Annotated in this window: 19 protein-coding genes; 17 read left to right on the top strand and 2 right to left on the bottom strand. The window is 40.6% G+C overall.

The genetic code is table 11. From position 1 onward, the window contains the following. The first annotated feature begins 105 nt into the window (after window positions 1-105). From rpmH to QT711_RS14235, 11 genes are all read left to right on the top strand, one after another. Window positions 106-240 (top strand): 50S ribosomal protein L34, encoded by a 135-nt coding sequence (gene rpmH / locus QT711_RS14285; RefSeq protein ID WP_317945322.1) that lies wholly within the window; start codon window positions 106-108, stop codon window positions 238-240. Window positions 241-535: 295 nt separating this feature from the next. Next, window positions 536-874: a ribonuclease P protein component gene (gene rnpA / locus QT711_RS14280; protein WP_317945320.1), complete on the top strand. Its 339-nt coding sequence runs from the start codon at window positions 536-538 to the stop codon at window positions 872-874. A 95-nt stretch (window positions 875-969) separates the two neighbouring features. Then, window positions 970-1,740: a membrane protein insertase YidC gene (gene yidC, locus QT711_RS14275; protein ID WP_317945318.1), complete on the top strand. Its 771-nt coding sequence runs from the start codon at window positions 970-972 to the stop codon at window positions 1,738-1,740. Continuing rightward, window positions 1,737-2,507, top strand: a complete 771-nt coding sequence (gene jag, locus QT711_RS14270) for an RNA-binding cell elongation regulator Jag/EloR (RefSeq protein ID WP_317945316.1) — start codon at window positions 1,737-1,739, stop codon at window positions 2,505-2,507. The genes yidC and jag overlap by 4 nt, the downstream gene beginning before the upstream one ends. A 795-nt stretch (window positions 2,508-3,302) precedes the next feature. Continuing rightward, window positions 3,303-4,688 carry a tRNA uridine-5-carboxymethylaminomethyl(34) synthesis GTPase MnmE gene (mnmE, locus tag QT711_RS14265; RefSeq protein ID WP_317945314.1) on the top strand — a complete coding sequence of 462 codons (1,386 nt, stop codon included), beginning with the start codon at window positions 3,303-3,305 and terminating at the stop codon, window positions 4,686-4,688. A gap of 82 nt (window positions 4,689-4,770) precedes the next feature. Next, window positions 4,771-6,660, top strand: coding sequence for a tRNA uridine-5-carboxymethylaminomethyl(34) synthesis enzyme MnmG (mnmG, locus tag QT711_RS14260; RefSeq protein WP_317945312.1), 1,890 nt, complete (start codon window positions 4,771-4,773; stop codon window positions 6,658-6,660). A gap of 60 nt (window positions 6,661-6,720) precedes the next feature. Further along, entirely contained in the window at window positions 6,721-7,437 is a 717-nt protein-coding gene (gene rsmG / locus QT711_RS14255) for a 16S rRNA (guanine(527)-N(7))-methyltransferase RsmG (protein ID WP_317945310.1), read from the top strand. A 147-nt stretch (window positions 7,438-7,584) separates the two neighbouring features. Further along, a complete protein-coding gene (gene noc / locus QT711_RS14250) occupies window positions 7,585-8,463 on the top strand; it encodes a nucleoid occlusion protein (RefSeq protein ID WP_317945308.1) in 879 nt (292 codons plus the stop codon). 312 nt (window positions 8,464-8,775) lie between these two features. Then, window positions 8,776-9,537: a ParA family protein gene (locus tag QT711_RS14245; protein WP_317945306.1), complete on the top strand. Its 762-nt coding sequence runs from the start codon at window positions 8,776-8,778 to the stop codon at window positions 9,535-9,537. Beyond that, window positions 9,530-10,366, top strand: coding sequence for a ParB/RepB/Spo0J family partition protein (locus tag QT711_RS14240; protein WP_317945305.1), 837 nt, complete (start codon window positions 9,530-9,532; stop codon window positions 10,364-10,366). Before QT711_RS14245 ends, QT711_RS14240 begins: the two co-directional genes overlap by 8 nt. Window positions 10,367-10,429: 63 nt before the next feature. Then, entirely contained in the window at window positions 10,430-11,140 is a 711-nt protein-coding gene (locus QT711_RS14235; RefSeq protein WP_317945303.1) for a DUF554 domain-containing protein, read from the top strand. Here the strand turns inward: QT711_RS14235 and yyaC are convergent. Then, window positions 11,109-11,687, bottom strand: a complete 579-nt coding sequence (gene yyaC / locus QT711_RS14230) for a spore protease YyaC (protein WP_317945301.1) — start codon at window positions 11,685-11,687, stop codon at window positions 11,109-11,111. The genes QT711_RS14235 and yyaC overlap by 32 nt on opposite strands. A 97-nt stretch (window positions 11,688-11,784) precedes the next feature. Here yyaC and QT711_RS14225 point away from each other — a divergent pair, with 97 nt between their 5' ends. From QT711_RS14225 to ychF, 3 genes are all read left to right on the top strand, one after another. Further along, entirely contained in the window at window positions 11,785-12,663 is an 879-nt protein-coding gene (locus QT711_RS14225; protein WP_317945300.1) for a mechanosensitive ion channel family protein, read from the top strand. Window positions 12,664-12,683: 20 nt separating this feature from the next. Beyond that, window positions 12,684-12,887, top strand: a complete 204-nt coding sequence (locus QT711_RS14220) for a DUF951 domain-containing protein (protein WP_317945298.1) — start codon at window positions 12,684-12,686, stop codon at window positions 12,885-12,887. Between the two features lie 86 nt (window positions 12,888-12,973). After that, entirely contained in the window at window positions 12,974-14,074 is a 1,101-nt protein-coding gene (gene ychF / locus QT711_RS14215) for a redox-regulated ATPase YchF (protein ID WP_317945297.1), read from the top strand. Between the two features lie 136 nt (window positions 14,075-14,210). Here the strand turns inward: ychF and QT711_RS14210 are convergent, their stop codons facing one another. Next, entirely contained in the window at window positions 14,211-14,768 is a 558-nt protein-coding gene (locus QT711_RS14210) for a DUF3267 domain-containing protein (protein ID WP_317945295.1), read from the bottom strand. Between the two features lie 151 nt (window positions 14,769-14,919). Here QT711_RS14210 and rpsF point away from each other — a divergent pair, with 151 nt between their 5' ends. From rpsF to rpsR, 3 genes are all read left to right on the top strand, one after another. Further along, the gene (gene rpsF / locus QT711_RS14205) at window positions 14,920-15,207 is read left to right on the top strand and encodes a 30S ribosomal protein S6 (protein ID WP_317945294.1); all 288 of its coding nucleotides are present in this window, start codon (window positions 14,920-14,922) and stop codon (window positions 15,205-15,207) included. Between the two features lie 72 nt (window positions 15,208-15,279). After that, window positions 15,280-15,789 (top strand): single-stranded DNA-binding protein, encoded by a 510-nt coding sequence (ssb, locus tag QT711_RS14200; protein WP_317945293.1) that lies wholly within the window; start codon window positions 15,280-15,282, stop codon window positions 15,787-15,789. Between the two features lie 41 nt (window positions 15,790-15,830). Next, complete coding sequence (gene rpsR / locus QT711_RS14195; protein WP_317945291.1) at window positions 15,831-16,067, top strand: 30S ribosomal protein S18; 237 nt, start codon at window positions 15,831-15,833, stop codon at window positions 16,065-16,067. The last annotated feature ends 303 nt before the right edge of the window (window positions 16,068-16,370 follow it).

Below are 16,370 nucleotides of genomic sequence, written 5' to 3'. Positions count from 1 at the left end.
TGAAAAAAAGTATGAGTGAAAAAATGATTGACATTATAAGTAAAGGCATTTATACTGTTCAAGACTGTCAGATTGTAAAGGGACAATGCAGGAGGTGTCTTTAAAATGAAACGTACATTCCAACCAAATAAACGTAAACGTAGTAAAGTTCACGGCTTCCGTTCAAGAATGAGCTCAAAAAGCGGACGTAATATTCTCGCTGCTCGTCGTCGCAAAGGAAGAAAAGTGCTTTCAGCTTAAGACCACTGTACCCCAGTGGTTTTTTTTTATATAACGAAAGAACAAAAGCGGAGGGTGGTGTTTAGGCGCGACTGGCGCAGACCGACTAAAGACGCCACGTTTTGTGCAATCTCGGGACTTGAACATCCTATTTAAAGAGGAGAAGTAGAGGAAGAGGCGCACTTTGCTTTTAACTTCTTGTCACAACTAGCTGTTAGCTGAACTCAAACTCATACGAATTAAAGTAGAAACAAATCCGTTAAAGTAATGAAAAAAGGGCATGATTAAAGGACGTGTATTTTGGAGGTGCAGTATATTGAAGAAGGAACAACGGATAAAAAAGAACGAAGATTTTCAGAAGGTATTTAAAAGAGGTAAATCCGTTGCAAATCGGCAATTTGTTGTTTATTCCTATAGAAGAGACAAGCAACAGCAATTCCGGATCGGGTTGTCTGTCGGGAAGAAACTAGGGAATGCCGTAACACGTAATCGGATTAAACGATACATACGCCAATCTTTTTTGGAAATGAAAGACGACATTAAAAATGATACCGACTATGTTATTATCGCCAGACATCAGGCGGCCACATTGGATTTCCATGAAACGAAAAAAAGTTTGCAACACGTGTTAAAAATTGCAAAAGCATTTAAATGAAGCAGATCACACAGTAAGAAGTAGAACGTTACAAATGTTCATGATAAACTGAAACTATCTATGGACTGGATAGTAAAAATTTTGGGGGAAACGACTTGAAAAAGAAATCCTTATTAATACTCATGTTAACCGTGTTATCCGTATTTTTGGCCGGGTGTACAGAATTCAATGAGCCTATTTATGAAACAAGTGAAGGCTTCTGGAATAAATATATCGTTTGGCCAATTGTATCATTAATTGTCACATTTAAAGAATTACTCGGGACATATGGCTTCGGAATCATTGCCGTTACAATTATTATCCGCTTAATTCTCTTGCCGTTAATGATTAAGCAGGCACAAAGCTCAAAACGGATGCAGGAGATGCAACCTCTACTTACAGGCTTAAAAGAGAAATACAAATCTAAAGACGCGGTTACACAACAAAAGTACCGTGAAGAAATGCAAAAACTGATGACAGAGCAGAAAATTAATCCTGCAGCAGGTTGTCTACCAGTTTTGATTCAGATGCCGATCATTATTGGTCTATATCACGCAATTAGCAGAATGAATGCAACACCAGAAATCAATATCGGAAATTTCCTTTGGTTTGAACTAGCTGCACCAAGTATTACCCTTGCGATTGTGGCAGGTCTCATGCAATTTGCAGTATTACGGACAGGCCCTGCAATGGATAATCCACAAATGAGAATCATGATGTACATTATGCCTTTCATGATTATTATTTTCGGTACATTCTTACCAGCAGCACTTGCACTTTATTGGGTTATCGGTAACATCATTTCAATCATCCAAAATATCTTCATTTACAAACCCTTCAAGAAAAAAGAAGTGGTCCCTGTAAAAACGGGAGGGAAAAAGAAATGAACAAGATAACGCGAAAGGGAGCGACAGTAGACGCAGCAATAGAAGCGGCTCTGCAAGAACTCGGTTTGACGCGTGAACAAGTGAATGTGGAAGTAATAGAAAGCGGTAAAAAAGGGTTTCTTGGTTTCGGAGCAAAAGATGCGGAAGTCATTGTCACTGTAAATGAACCACATGTAGAGGACAATAACGAAACAGACACCGATGAGAAAGTGACTATTGTAGAACCTGAACAACTCGAAGTTGAACAACCAATTGAAGAACGATTTGAAGAGGAAATTGTTCTTGAAGTACAAGATTCCTCAAAAGTATCCGATGAAGTAGCCATTCATGAAACTAAATCGTATGTAGTGGCCATTGCTAATGAAATGGGCATTGATGACCTGGTCGTTAACTATGAGCAGGACGGGAAATACATCACGTTCCAACTCGAAAGTGAAAAAGCCGCGTTCCTCATCGGAAAAAGGGGACAAACATTGAATGCGTTGCAGCAATTGGCGCAACTCATTACAAACAAATTCTCAGAGCAATTCAAAGTTGTACGACTGGATGTTGGTGATTATAGAGAACGCCGAGAGCAATCATTGGAACAATTTGCAGAAAGAATGGCCGATCAAGCCGTACGAAACGGAAGAAAAGTAAAGCTTGAACCGATGCCATCCTATGAAAGAAAGATCATTCATAATGCATTATCCAATCGATTAGACATCGAAACGTATTCAGAAGGCACAGATCCGAATCGTTATTTAGTCATCGAGCCGATGAATTGATGCATAGAACCTCCAAAACGTGTGAAAATCGCGTTTTGGAGGTTTTTTTGATGTTCATATTTAAAGATATTTTTGAGTTTTAATGTGGTCTTTAAAAAAAGAAGGAAGTATTAATCATATTCAGTTTCTATCGATCACTTTTGTGGCTTCTATCGATCATTTTTTGAATTCTATCGATCACTTTATGTATCCTATCGTTCACTTTATCAATTCTAATAACCATTTTAGGACTTACTATCTAATGTATCTATGTAATAAATACATTTAGATGGTTAACCTCTATTAATAAACCGTATCTTTTTTGAAATTTTTTCATTTCACCAGCGTTTGTCGGGGCTAAGCAAGCGCCCTCCGCTTTAGCATCGTCCAGACTCCGGGCGCTAGATGCTCGGGTCATAAGGTGAAGCTGCTGTGTGGCAAAGAACGCCACTTCGCATCTTTGCCTTATGCCTGAGGCCAGCAGGAAGCTGGTCATGCAGTCGTTGCGACAGGATGTCGCGTATTTAGACTGCGAACCTCTGAGCAAGCGCCCTCCGCTTTTGTGTCATCCAGACTCCGGGCGCTAGCCACTCGAGTCGCTTCGAAATTGACCAAAAGGTAAAAAGCACCTTTTGTCAATTCCTCCAGCGCTTGTCGGGGCTGAGCAAGCGCCCTCCGCTTTAGTAATAAGTTATCCACATTTTTTTGTTTAGCGGCTAGGAGAAATGGTGAATTTGTGGTAGTATAAGATGTTAGATAGTCATGTCAAAACGGGTTATCCACATGTGGGTAATTACAGTTAGGAAGGTGAAGAACGTGCATTTTGATACTATAGCTGCTATTTCGACTCCGATGGGGGAAGGGGCTATTGCCATCGTCCGACTAAGTGGAGATGAGGCTATCGGCATTGCAGATCTCATTTTTCGGTCTCCCTCAGGAAAAAAACTTGTGGAAGAACCGTCACATACAATTCATTATGGGCACTTGGTAGAGCCAGCTTCAGGTGAAGTGGTGGAAGAAGTCATGGTTTCACTCATGAAAGCTCCTAAAACATTCACGCGTGAAGATGTGGTCGAAATAAACTGTCACGGCGGTGTGGTGGCAGTCAACCGTGTCCTCAACCTTGTGTTGAAAAATGGAGCTCGCCTTGCTGAACCAGGTGAGTTCTCAAAACGCGCCTTCTTAAATGGGCGCATCGATTTATCCCAGGCAGAAGCTGTCATGGATTTAATTCGTGCAAAAACGGATCGCGCCATGAATGTCGCGTTGAACCAAATGGAAGGGAAACTTTCCAGGTTGATTGGTGAATTGCGACAAGCTCTTCTGGAAACGTTGGCACAAGTCGAAGTAAATATCGACTATCCAGAGTATGACGATGTCGAAGAAGTGACCATTCCATTGATGATTGAAAAAGGGACTTGGGTGAAGGAAGAGATTGAGAAATTACTTCGCACTTCATCCCAAGGAAAGATTCTCCGAGAAGGTCTCTCAACAGTTATTGTCGGAAGACCGAACGTAGGAAAATCCTCTTTACTCAACAGCCTTGTTCAGGAGAATAAAGCGATTGTTACCGATATCGCAGGAACGACACGTGATATAATCGAAGAATACGTCAACGTTAGAGGAGTCCCTTTACGACTTGTCGATACAGCTGGAATTCGGGAAACGGAAGACATTGTTGAACGAATCGGTGTGGAACGATCTCGCCAAGTGTTGAAAGAGGCGGATTTGATACTACTCGTGTTAAATGGTGCTGAAGAGCTAACGGAAGAGGACAAACGTCTCTTTGAAGCGACAGCAGGGATGGACGTCATTGTCGTCATTAACAAAACCGATTTGCCGCAACAAATCGAGATGCAGCAAGTGAATGAGCTTGCTGGTACAGGCACAATTGTCACGACATCGATACTCGAAGAACAAGGGATCGACGAACTGGAGGAATCCATTGCGAAGCTCTTCTTTGAAGGGACGCTCGAAGCAGGGGATCTTACCTATGTGTCAAACGCTCGTCATATCGCACTCCTTCACAAAGCTCATCAAACGATCCAAGACGCTATATCCGCTGCAGAAGCGCATGTACCAATCGATATGATCCAAATCGATGTAACGCGTACATGGGAACTTCTCGGTGAGATTGTTGGGGATACCGTCCAGGACAGTTTGATCAATCAACTGTTTTCACAATTCTGCCTCGGGAAATAACGACGTACTAAATGGTATACTATACATTCACATAGACACGGAACTAGCAAGTTACTTTATAAATTAGGAAGGATGAACGAACATGCCACAATTTGAAGCAGGCACGTTCGATTGTATAGTCATCGGAGCAGGTCATGCTGGCGTTGAAGCTGCATTGGCTTCAGCGAAGATGGGTGCATCGACATTGGTGCTTACGATGAACTTAGATATGATCGCGTTCATGCCATGTAATCCGTCACTTGGAGGTCCTGCAAAAGGGATCGTCGTCCGGGAAATTGACGCACTTGGCGGAGCGATGGCAAAAGTAATCGACAAAACACACATCCAAATGCGGATGTTGAATACAGGAAAAGGACCAGCTGTTCGAGCGCTTCGTGCACAGGCTGACAAAGTCCTTTACCAACAAGAAATGAAACGGGTACTCGAAGAACAAGAAAACTTGAAACTTCACCAAGGTGTCGTGGAAGAATTGATTGTTGAAGAGGATGAAGTGAAAGGTGTCGTCACGCAAATTGGTGCAATCTATCGCGCCAAATCCGTCATCATAACGACGGGAACGTTTTTACGTGGCGAAGTCATTATCGGTGATCTGAAATATTCAAGTGGGCCAAACAACCAAATGCCAGCCATTAAGCTCGCTGAAAACTTGCAAGCACTCGGTCTCGACATGGTTCGTTTTAAAACAGGTACACCTCCGCGTATTAACGGGAAAACGATTGATTACAGTAAAACCGAAATTCAACCAGGTGATGAAGAACCACGTGCGTTCAGTTACGAAACGACACAATTCATCATGGACCAATTGCCATGCTGGTTAACGTACACAACACCGACAACGCATGAAATTATCAATGAAAACCTACATCTATCCCCGATGTACTCAGGGATGATTAAAGGAAAAGGGCCAAGTTACTGCCCGTCAATCGAGGATAAAATCGTCCGATTTGCAGACAAATCACGTCATCAAATTTTCCTTGAACCTGAAGGTAGAAATACAAAAGAGTATTATGTCCAAGGTCTTTCAACAAGCTTGCCGGAACATGTTCAACGCAGATTACTCGAAAGTGTACCGGGACTTGAAAAAGCAGAAATGCTTCGTGCTGGATATGCTATTGAGTATGATGCAGTTACACCGACGCAGCTGTGGCCGACGCTTGAAACGAAAAAGATCAAAAATCTATATACGGCTGGTCAAATTAACGGAACATCAGGGTACGAAGAAGCTGCTGCACAAGGTATTATGGCCGGTATTAACGCAGCAAGTAAAGTTCTTGGTAAAGAAGAAGTCATTCTGGGTCGTGCTGATGCATACATCGGCGTACTAATTGATGACCTTGTGACGAAAGGAACGAGCGAGCCGTATCGACTGTTGACGTCAAGAGCCGAGTATCGTTTATTATTACGTCATGACAACGCGGATCTCCGTCTAACGGAAATTGGCTATGGTCTTGGTATGATTAGTGAGGAGCGTTACGAAAAATTCCTCCTTAAAAAGCAACAAATTGAGGAAGAAGTGGAACGCCTACGTAAAGTGACGATAAAACCGAGTGAAGCTGTTCAAGAAATTATTCGGGAATCAGAAGGAACAGAGCTGCGCGAACCGATGAAAGCTGCAGATCTGTTAAAACGTCCAGAAATGAAATACAACCAAATCATTCGCGTAGTTCCACGTGAAGAGCCAGTGACTGAAGAAGTGGCAGAACAAGTTGAGATTTCCATTAAGTATGAAGGCTATATTGAAAAATCGATGCAGCAAGTGGAGCGTATGAAAAAGATGGAGAACAAACGCATTCCAGAAAACATCGACTACCATGCAATTACAGGCATTGCGAAAGAAGCAAAAGCGAATTTAACAGCAGTGAGACCATTGTCCATTGCACAAGCATCACGGATTTCAGGGGTAAATCCTGCTGATATCTCCATTTTACTTGTCTATATTGAACAAGGGAAAATTGCTAAAATATCAGGATAACATCAAGTGACTGATGTGGAGTTCAAGTCCGCATCAGTCTTTTTTAAAAGGAGGATCCGAGTGAACGAGGAACAATTTGTAGCCAAGTTACACGAACAAGGAATACAGTTATCGGAGAACCAAATTCAACAATTTAGAAAATATTTCCATATGTTAGTTGAGTGGAACGAAAAGATGAACTTAACAGCAATTACAGATGCACCATCAGTCTATTTAAAACATTTCTATGATTCCATAACGGCTGCGTTTTATGTAGACTTGAATGGTAAGCAATCGATTTGTGATGTAGGAGCAGGGGCAGGATTTCCGAGTATCCCATTAAAGATTTGTTTCCCGGACTTATCTGTTACGATTGTCGATTCATTAAACAAACGAATTACATTTTTAACTGAATTAGCAAAAGAGCTTCAGTTAAACAACGTCCACTTTATTCATTCAAGAGCTGAAGATTTTGGTCAGAATAGTAAGTACCGTGAACAATTTGATCTTGTCACAGCACGTGCAGTTGCTCGGTTATCCGTTCTATCGGAATTATGTGTACCTCTCGTTAAAGAAGGGGGCATGTTTGTTGCCATGAAAGGTGCAGCTGCAGAAGAAGAATTACTAGATGCGAAAAAAGCAATCACCGTGCTAGGTGCAGAACTGATTGAAAAGCATTCATTTAACTTGCCTATGGAAGAAAGTGAAAGAAATATATTTATTCTGAATAAAACCAAAAAGACACCTAAGAAATACCCGCGTAAACCGGGCATACCTAATAAAACACCAATTATGTAATTGTTTCACGTGGAACATATCTCAAACTATTGTGGTAGTATGATATTCAATAGATTCTATCCTTTAATAAGTAGTTAAGAGGATATATAATAGATATGACGAAATAGCTAATGAATAGATGAGCAGTTTTGTAAAGGTGGTGCCGGGATGAAGAATACGTTTTCACGTTTTTTTGGTAATAACGATAAAGAAATCGAGAGTAAAGAAATTGAGAATAAAGATGTGGAAGAAATAATACCACAAGAAAAAGTCGATCAAGTAGATATAGAATTAATTAAGCCTAATAAATATCAACCTCGTACAATTTTTTCGGATGAGAAAATTGAAGAGCTAGCGCGAACAATCCATACGCATGGCGTGATACAACCCATTGTCATACGTAAGGCAGAGGAAGGGTACGAAATAATTGCAGGTGAGCGACGATTCCGTGCAATGAAAAAGCTCGGTTGGAAAGAAGTACCTGCTATTATTCGTAATCTAGATGATAAAGAAACTGCTTCCATTGCTCTCATTGAAAACTTACAACGAGAAGAATTGACAGCGATAGAGGAAGCGTATGCGTATGAAAAATTATTGGAACTACACGGACTGACTCAAGAAGCATTAGCGCAACGACTTGGTAAAGGTCAATCAACAATTGCCAATAAACTTCGTTTGTTAAAGCTACCTGATGAAATAAAAAATAAAATCCTCTCCAAAGAATTGTCAGAAAGACATGCTAGAGCGCTTATTTCTGTAAAAGATACCGACTTACAATCAAAACTTTTTCAAGAAGCCATTGACGAGCAACTTAATGTGAAACAATTGGAAGAACGTATTCAGGCAGCATTAAATCCTGTCGAAGAAGAAAAAGTGAAAAAGAAAGCGGTTAAACGGAAATCTGTTAGTAAAGATGTACGAATTGCACTCAATACGATTCGACAGTCCTTACAGCTTGTCACAAAAAGCGGTATTAATGTAAAGACTGAAGAAGAAGATACAGATGATTTTTATACGATTACTGTTAAAATCCCTAAAAAGAAATAATTCCATTCCTATTCTATTTCTCGTGCATTAAGCGAGAAGGCTCTTGCTTTACTATGGGCAAGAGTTTTTTTGCGCTATACATTACCATGTACGGGGCTTTTTTGATAAACTAGTATGTGTAGTGTTTCGCTACAAAAATAAGAAGTTGTTAAAACAATTGAACTAGAATAAAAAATCGTGAGTTTAAATTTGTATAGGGTTGTTACGTATACAATTTTTTAACGTTTTCTTCTACTGTAGGAATTCAAGTATACGTAAAGAGAAAAGATAGTAATTGAAAATGGAATGAAGAGTGAGAAAGCAGGTGCAAGCGTGGGAAAAATTTTAGCCATAGCCAATCAAAAGGGAGGAGTTGGGAAGACGACCACTTCTGTTAACTTAAGTGCTTGCCTTGCACATATCGGCAAAAAAGTTTTGTTAATTGACGCTGATCCACAAGGGAACGCTACGAGCGGGGTAGGGGTCAACAAAGGTGATGTACATCAATGCATATATGATATGTTGATTGATGATGTGAACATTCAAGAAGTCATTCACCATACGAAGATGGAGAATCTCGATATTGTACCAGCAACCATTTCTTTGGCTGGCGCGGAAATTGAACTTGTTTCCACAATCTCTCGCGAAGTTCGCATGAAACATGCTATCCAAGATGCGAAGGATATTTATGATTACATCATCATTGATTGTCCACCTTCACTCGGGCTGTTAACAATTAACTCCTTAACAGCAGCTGATGCTGTCATTATCCCTGTGCAATGTGAGTACTATGCGTTAGAAGGGTTAAGTCAGTTGTTAAGCACAATCCGTCTGGTCCAGAAACATTTAAATGAAAGTTTAATGATTGATGGCGTATTGTTGACGATGTTTGATGCACGGACAAATTTAGGAATTCAAGTCATTGAAGAAGTGAAAAAGTATTTTCAAGATAAAGTGTACGGAACGATCATTCCACGAAATGTACGACTGAGTGAAGCGCCAAGCCATGGAGAACCAATTATTATGTATGATGCGAGATCAAGAGGCGCGGAAGTATATTTAGAGCTGGCAAAGGAAGTGGTGCACAATGGCTAAAGGTCTTGGAAAAGGTTTGAACGCTTTATTTCCAGAAGAATCGTTAACAAAAGCTGAAAAGGTTGAAAGCATTCGTTTAAAAAGTATAAAAGTGAATCCGTATCAACCGAGAAAATTGTTTGACGAGAATGCGATTCAAGAACTGAGTGAGTCCATTAAAGAACATGGTGTCCTTCAACCCATAATCGTCCGAAAAGTAGGAACGATGTTTGAGATTGTCGTAGGGGAAAGACGTTTTCGCGCCGCTAAATTAGCTGGCCAGTTGGAAATTCCCGCTGTCGTCCGTCAATTGACTGATGAAGAATCGATGGAAATGGCAATTCTTGAGAACTTGCAACGTGAAGATTTAACACCAATTGAAGAGGCTGAGGCGTATCAAAAGTTAATGGATAACTTGAATGTTACACAAGAGCAGCTCGCTTTTCGACTTGGGAAAAGTCGCCCTCACATTGCAAACCACATCCGACTACTGAGCCTTCCAGACAAAGTGAGAAAAATGATCATGGAAGGAAAGCTATCGATGGGTCACGGTCGCACACTTCTCGGTTTGCGAAAAAAGGAACAAATCTTGCTAATCGCCGAAAAGACGATTCAGGAAGGTTTAAACGTTCGTCAACTTGAGCGCTTAGTGCACCGACTGAACGAAGATGTTCCACGTGAAACAAAACCAGAAAAGAAAGATATTTTCCTCGAAGAGAGAGAAACAAACTTACGTGAGTTTTTCGGTACAAATGTAACAATAAAGAAATCGAAAAACAAAGGAAAAATTGAAATAGAATTTTTCAATGAAGAAGATCTTGAAAGAATTTTAGAGTTGTTGAATGATTAAGCATGTACCTATTTTGCTCCTCTTGCAAAATAGGTATTATTTTTAGTAATTGGAAGTGGTGCAGTGGTTTTATTTGGATCGATCGTAAACTTTGCTTTAATAATTGTAGGTGCTTTAATCGGACGTGTCTTACATAACATTCCAGAACGTATGAAAGAAACGGTCATGTATGGAATTGGATTAGCAGTTGTCGCAATCGGAATTCAAATGACTTTTGAAAGTACACAGTTATTAATTGTAATTGTTAGTATTGTGATTGGAGCAGTAATAGGTGAGTGGCTGAACTTAGATGACAAGGTGAATCGTTTAGGAAAATGGATTGAGCAGAAGCTTCCCACTCCTAAAAAAGAAGGGCCTGCAATTTCACAAGGCTTTGTTAGTGCAACGCTAATTTTTGTAGTCGGGTCAATGGCTATAATTGGTGCAATCGACAGTGGACTACGGAATGACCATGATGTATTAATCATGAAGGGGATTATTGATGGATTTACTTCGATTATTCTCAGTTCAACACTTGGGATTGGGGTAATCTTCGCTGCAGTCCCAGTATTACTTTACCAAGGCGCAATTACATTATTCTCAACGCAAATCAGTCGTTTTGTGCCTGAGGAGTTATTACAATTTTTCATTTCAGAAATGACAGCGACTGGTGGACTTATGATTGTTGCCATCGGCTTAAATTTAATTGGCCTTACAAAAATACGAGTAGCAAATCTAGTTCCGGGCATTTTTGTAGTAGGGGTTATTGTAACACTTGTCCATAATTTGTTTTAAAGCGTCCATGAGCTAGCTGGATAGCACGCGAAATAACACGGCTCATTTCAAAGGATAAGTGAAGACGCGTGCTTTGTAAGACAGCTTGTTCCATGAAGCCTGAAATGTTGACGACACCTTTAATGGACAAATCGCCAACTGGTGGCAAATCTTTTCCAACAGCTTTCCCTGGGTAGAGGGGGCCATTCTGAAAAAGCAAATGACCAATGGAATCGCTTCTACCTAAGCAAGCATCAATCGCAACAATGAAGGTGGAAGGGTCTGCAGTCAACTTATCATCTAAATGTTGTTGTAAATTCAATGCATGCAAAGGATTTTCGAGTGTACCGACGACTGAATATGGAAACAATAGTGATTCAGACAAATGTGATCCTGTTAGAGGTCCTAGCGCATCACCTGTGGAGCGGTCTGTTCCGATACAAAAGAATGTCAATGATTCCCGTTCAAAAGGGATATGGTGAAGGAAGTATGAGCTTAGCTTCCAAACAGCACCGATTTCATTATAATGAAGGCGGTAGTCGTAATTCGTAGAAAGTGCTGAGTGCATGACAAAACTCCATTCTAAAAGTAATAGGAATAATATATTGGTTGTTTAGCAGTATACGCGGCTCGTCCAAGTTTTATACGAAAAGGAGGATTTGCGATTGACGGAGGATGTAAAAGACCAGACGAGAGAAGAAATGGGGAAGCTCGGAAAGTTTTTATTGAATGAAGAGACGTGGATCAATTTCGGTTTCATCGCACTAAAGATAATTGCCATCGTTGTCATTTCAGTGCTCATTGTCAATGTAGGAAAACGAATTATTCGTAAGGTCTTTAAGTTGAAAATCAAGGGACCGATACGAAAAGAAGAAAGACGTGAACGGACGCTATTAAAGTTGTTGGAAAATACACTCAGTTATGTCGTGTATTTTTCAGCAATCCTGGCGATTTTGCAGGAATTCACAATCGACGTAAAAGGCCTTCTTGCAGGCGCTGGCGTATTGGGACTTGCCGTTGGGTTTGGTGCGCAGAGTCTTGTAAAAGACGTCATTTCAGGATTCTTTATATTATTTGAGGATCAATTTTCTGTAGGAGATTACGTGAAAATTGGTACAGCGGAAGGAATCGTTGAAGAAATCGGATTACGGACGACAAAGTTAAAAAGCTTTTCAGGCGAAATCTACATCTTACCCAATGGAACAATCGCACAAGTTGTCAATTATTCGATGAAAAATTCATTAGCAATCATTGATGTGAAAATTCCCTTTGAGCAAGGTGTCGAACAGGTTGAACAGGCCATTGAAGAATATTTGGAAGCGATGAGTGTGGATAATCCAGACTTGTTGAGTAAAGCAAGATTAGTTGGTGCGAATGATTTTACGGAAGATTCTGTTATAGAACGAGTAATTGCTGAAACAAAACCAATGCGCCATTTTGATACGGCGAGAAGTTTGAGTGTAGGCATTAAAAAACATTTGCAAGAAAAAGGAATAGAAATTCCTTATCCTACGCTTGTCACGAAGAGTTTTGAAAATCGATAATGACATATGGGGGAAGAAAAATGATGAATAAAGAATTTCATTTACATGATATAGTAGAGATGAAAAAACAGCACCCATGTGGAACAAATGCATGGAAGATTATACGAATGGGTGCAGACATTCGTATTAAGTGTGAAGGTTGTGGACATAGTGTCATGATTCCGCGAAACGAGTTTGCAAAGAAGATGAAAAAGGTTCTCGTACAAGCAAATACCGAACATTGATTAGACAGAAACGCGAACAATTCTTATAATGGAAGAGTTGCGAAACTGAATTTTACGATTGACCTAAATGAAAGGTTGGGAAATAAATGGCGTTAACAGCTGGAATTGTTGGATTACCAAACGTTGGAAAGTCAACCCTTTTCAATGCAATTACAAAGGCAGGGGCAGAAGCTGCCAACTATCCATTCTGTACAATTGATCCGAACGTAGGGATTGTTGAAGTACCTGACGAAAGACTTCAAAAGCTAACTGAACTTGTAGTACCAAAAAAGACGGTTCCAACAGCTTTTGAATTTACTGATATTGCTGGGATTGTAGAAGGAGCAAGTAAAGGGGAAGGATTGGGCAATAAATTCCTTTCGCATATTCGTGAAGTCGATGCAATTTGCCAAGTTGTCCGTTGTTTTGTTGATGAAAACATTACACACGTGTCTGGAAAAGTAAATCCAATTGATGACATCGAAGTAATTAATCTGGAATTGATTCTTGCTGACTTGGAAAGCGTGGACAAGCGTTTGGCACGTGTTTCTAAAATGGCGAAGCAAAAAGATAAAGACTCCATGGCTGAAGAGCCTGTGCTTTTAAAGTTAAAAGAAGCATTTGAAAATGACAAGCCAGCTCGTTCAGTAGAATTGACACCTGAAGAATACAATCTCATTAAAGGGATGCATTTATTAACGATCAAACCGATGCTTTATGTCGCGAACGTTTCAGAAGATGAAATCGCAGATGTTGCAAACAATGAGTATGTCAAAATGGTACAAGAATTTGCGAAGCAGGATCATTCGGAAGTCATCATCGTTTGTGCAAAAATCGAAGAAGAAATGGCTGAACTTGATGATGAAGAGAAAGAAATGTTCCTTAGCGAGTTAGGCATCGAGGAATCAGGACTTGACCAGCTCATTAAAGCTGCGTACCATCTACTTGGCCTAGCAACATACTTCACTGCAGGTGTCCAAGAAGTACGTGCTTGGACGTTCCGTAAAGGAATGAAAGCACCACAATGTGCGGGCGTCATCCACACCGACTTTGAACGTGGATTCATCCGTGCAGAAACCGTATCGTACGATGCCCTCGTTGAGGCTGGCTCAATGGCAGCTGCGAAAGAAGCAGGTAAAGTGCGCCTTGAAGGAAAAGAATACATCGTTCAAGACGGCGATGTCATGTTATTCAGATTCAATGTATAAGTGCAGATAGAAAAGGAAAAACCAGGCGATATACTACGCCTGGTTTTTTGTATTGCATGATACAGAGATAATTTGAGCAGCGTGATGGGGAAAGGAGGTTAGCCGCAATCGGAAACGTGAACGAATGAGATCATAATCATTGCAGGCGAGTAGGTTCATACAAATATAGTTTCGGTTGTTCAGGATCATCTTTTACGAGCCAGTCGTCAGGCAGTTTGCGCAGTTCTTTGTACATTGCAAAATCCCCCGCAGCACCTCCAATGAGGAATGCAGCAAGACCGATGAGCAGGCCGTTTTCCAATGCTAATCCAATGACGGCAGGGAGGATACCAGTCGTCCAAAATGGAAGTAAGAGTGCTTTACGGATTGCCTGATTGGTCATAGGCACGTTCGTGGTAGCGTATGCGATTCCTAATTTAAGGTTAACGCCAACAATCATGCTTTTCCATGGAACTTTGCCGTAGAGGCGAAACCCAATTAGGTGGAACAGTTCATGGAAGATGATGAGTACAATGTAGCCAATGATGAATAAGAAGATAGACCAAAACGTGATTGTAAACGATAGCTCTTGTTGGATAAGTGCTAATACGACGAGTAAAACAACTAAAGACAAAATGGTCAGTAGGAGACCTTTCTTAGCAACTTTTGGTAAATCGATTTCGATAATTTTATCGGGTTCAGTAGATAGATTCACGGAACATCACTCCTTGTCACTAGTATACATAATTAAATTGTTGTATGTCTGAAAGTAGTATGTTAAAATATGATGATGTGAGTAATAAATAATTACTTACTCCTTGCCCGCCGTAAGAAGTGGGCCAAAGTCCATAAGGAGGTGACTGAAGATGAGAAAGTACGAAATCATGTACATTATTCGTCCGACATTGGAAGATGAAGCTAAAAAAGCATTGATCAACCGTTTCGATGAGATCCTAACTTCTAACGGAGCGGAAATCAACGAGTCGAAAGAGTGGGGCAAGCGTCGTCTTGCATACGAAATCGACGATCTACGTGAAGGCTTCTACCAATTGGTGACAGCTAACGCTACGACTGAAGCAATCGATGAATTCAATCGTCTTGCGAACATTAATGAAGAAATCATTCGTCATATGGCTGTTCGTTTAGACAACTAATCCATATAAGCACGAAATGTTAGAACCTGTTAAAAGGTGGAACTTGAAAATGATGAGGGAGGTTGCAATCTGATGATTAACCGTGTCGTTTTAGTTGGCCGATTGACAAAAGATCCTGAACTCAAGTATACACAGGGCGGAGTAGCGGTAACACGTTTTACGCTTGCAGTGAATCGGACATTCTCGAACCAACAGGGAGAGCGTGAAGCTGATTTCATTAACTGTGTCACTTGGCGAAAACAGGCGGAGAACACTGCGAACTTTTTACGCAAAGGAAGTCTTGCAGGCATCGAAGGTCGTATTCAAACGAGTAGCTTTGATGGACAAGACGGCAAGCGTGTCTTTATGACGGAAGTTGTAGCGGACAGCGTGCAATTCCTTGAGCCGCGTAGTGCGAATTCTGAGAGGTCTGGAGCTTCCTATGGCGGCTCACCACAGAACGAACAGCCTTATTATCAGAATCAGCAGCCAAACCAGCAATATCAACAACCAAACCAACAAAATTACACACGTACGGACAATGATCCGTTCTCAACTGGTGGCGGCCCGATCGAAGTATCGGATGACGATTTGCCGTTCTGATCCATCATGTTTCGTACGTATAAAAAAGGAGGGAAAGCGATATGGCACCACGCCGTGGAGGTAAAAGACGTCGTAAAGTTTGTTACTTTACTTCAAACAACATTACACACATCGACTACAAAGATACTGATCTACTTAAGAAATTCGTTTCTGAACGTGGAAAAATCTTGCCTCGTCGTGTAACAGGTACAAGCGCGAAATACCAACGTAAACTAACGTCTGCTATTAAACGTGCTCGTATTATGGCACTTCTTCCGTTCGTAGCGGAAGAGAGATAAGTTGATTTTTGTAACCGCCTTATGTCACTGGAATTCCAGTGCAAAGGCGGTTTTTTCATACGTCTTAAAACATGGGCATATTGTATAGGAATTTCTGAAAGCAATTTGTCCTCGTATTTATGAACAGTTAGACCTAGTTTGCACATTATGAAGTCCAATTGGATGAAAGCGTTTCGACAGCGCTGTTTATCCCGTACATATAAAAAAACTGAACGTGTATAGGACTTTACTTGGTCATTGAGATGAGTACGGTCTTTGGTTAATAACTTTAATCGTGATACAATTATAAGAAATCCTATTCGT

Source organism: Sporosarcina saromensis, assembly GCF_033253735.1.
Taxonomy (GTDB): Bacteria; Bacillota; Bacilli; order Bacillales_A; family Planococcaceae; genus Sporosarcina; species Sporosarcina saromensis.
The sequence above is the reverse complement of the archived record's forward strand: the minus strand, read 5'-3'. Positions and strand labels throughout refer to the sequence as shown.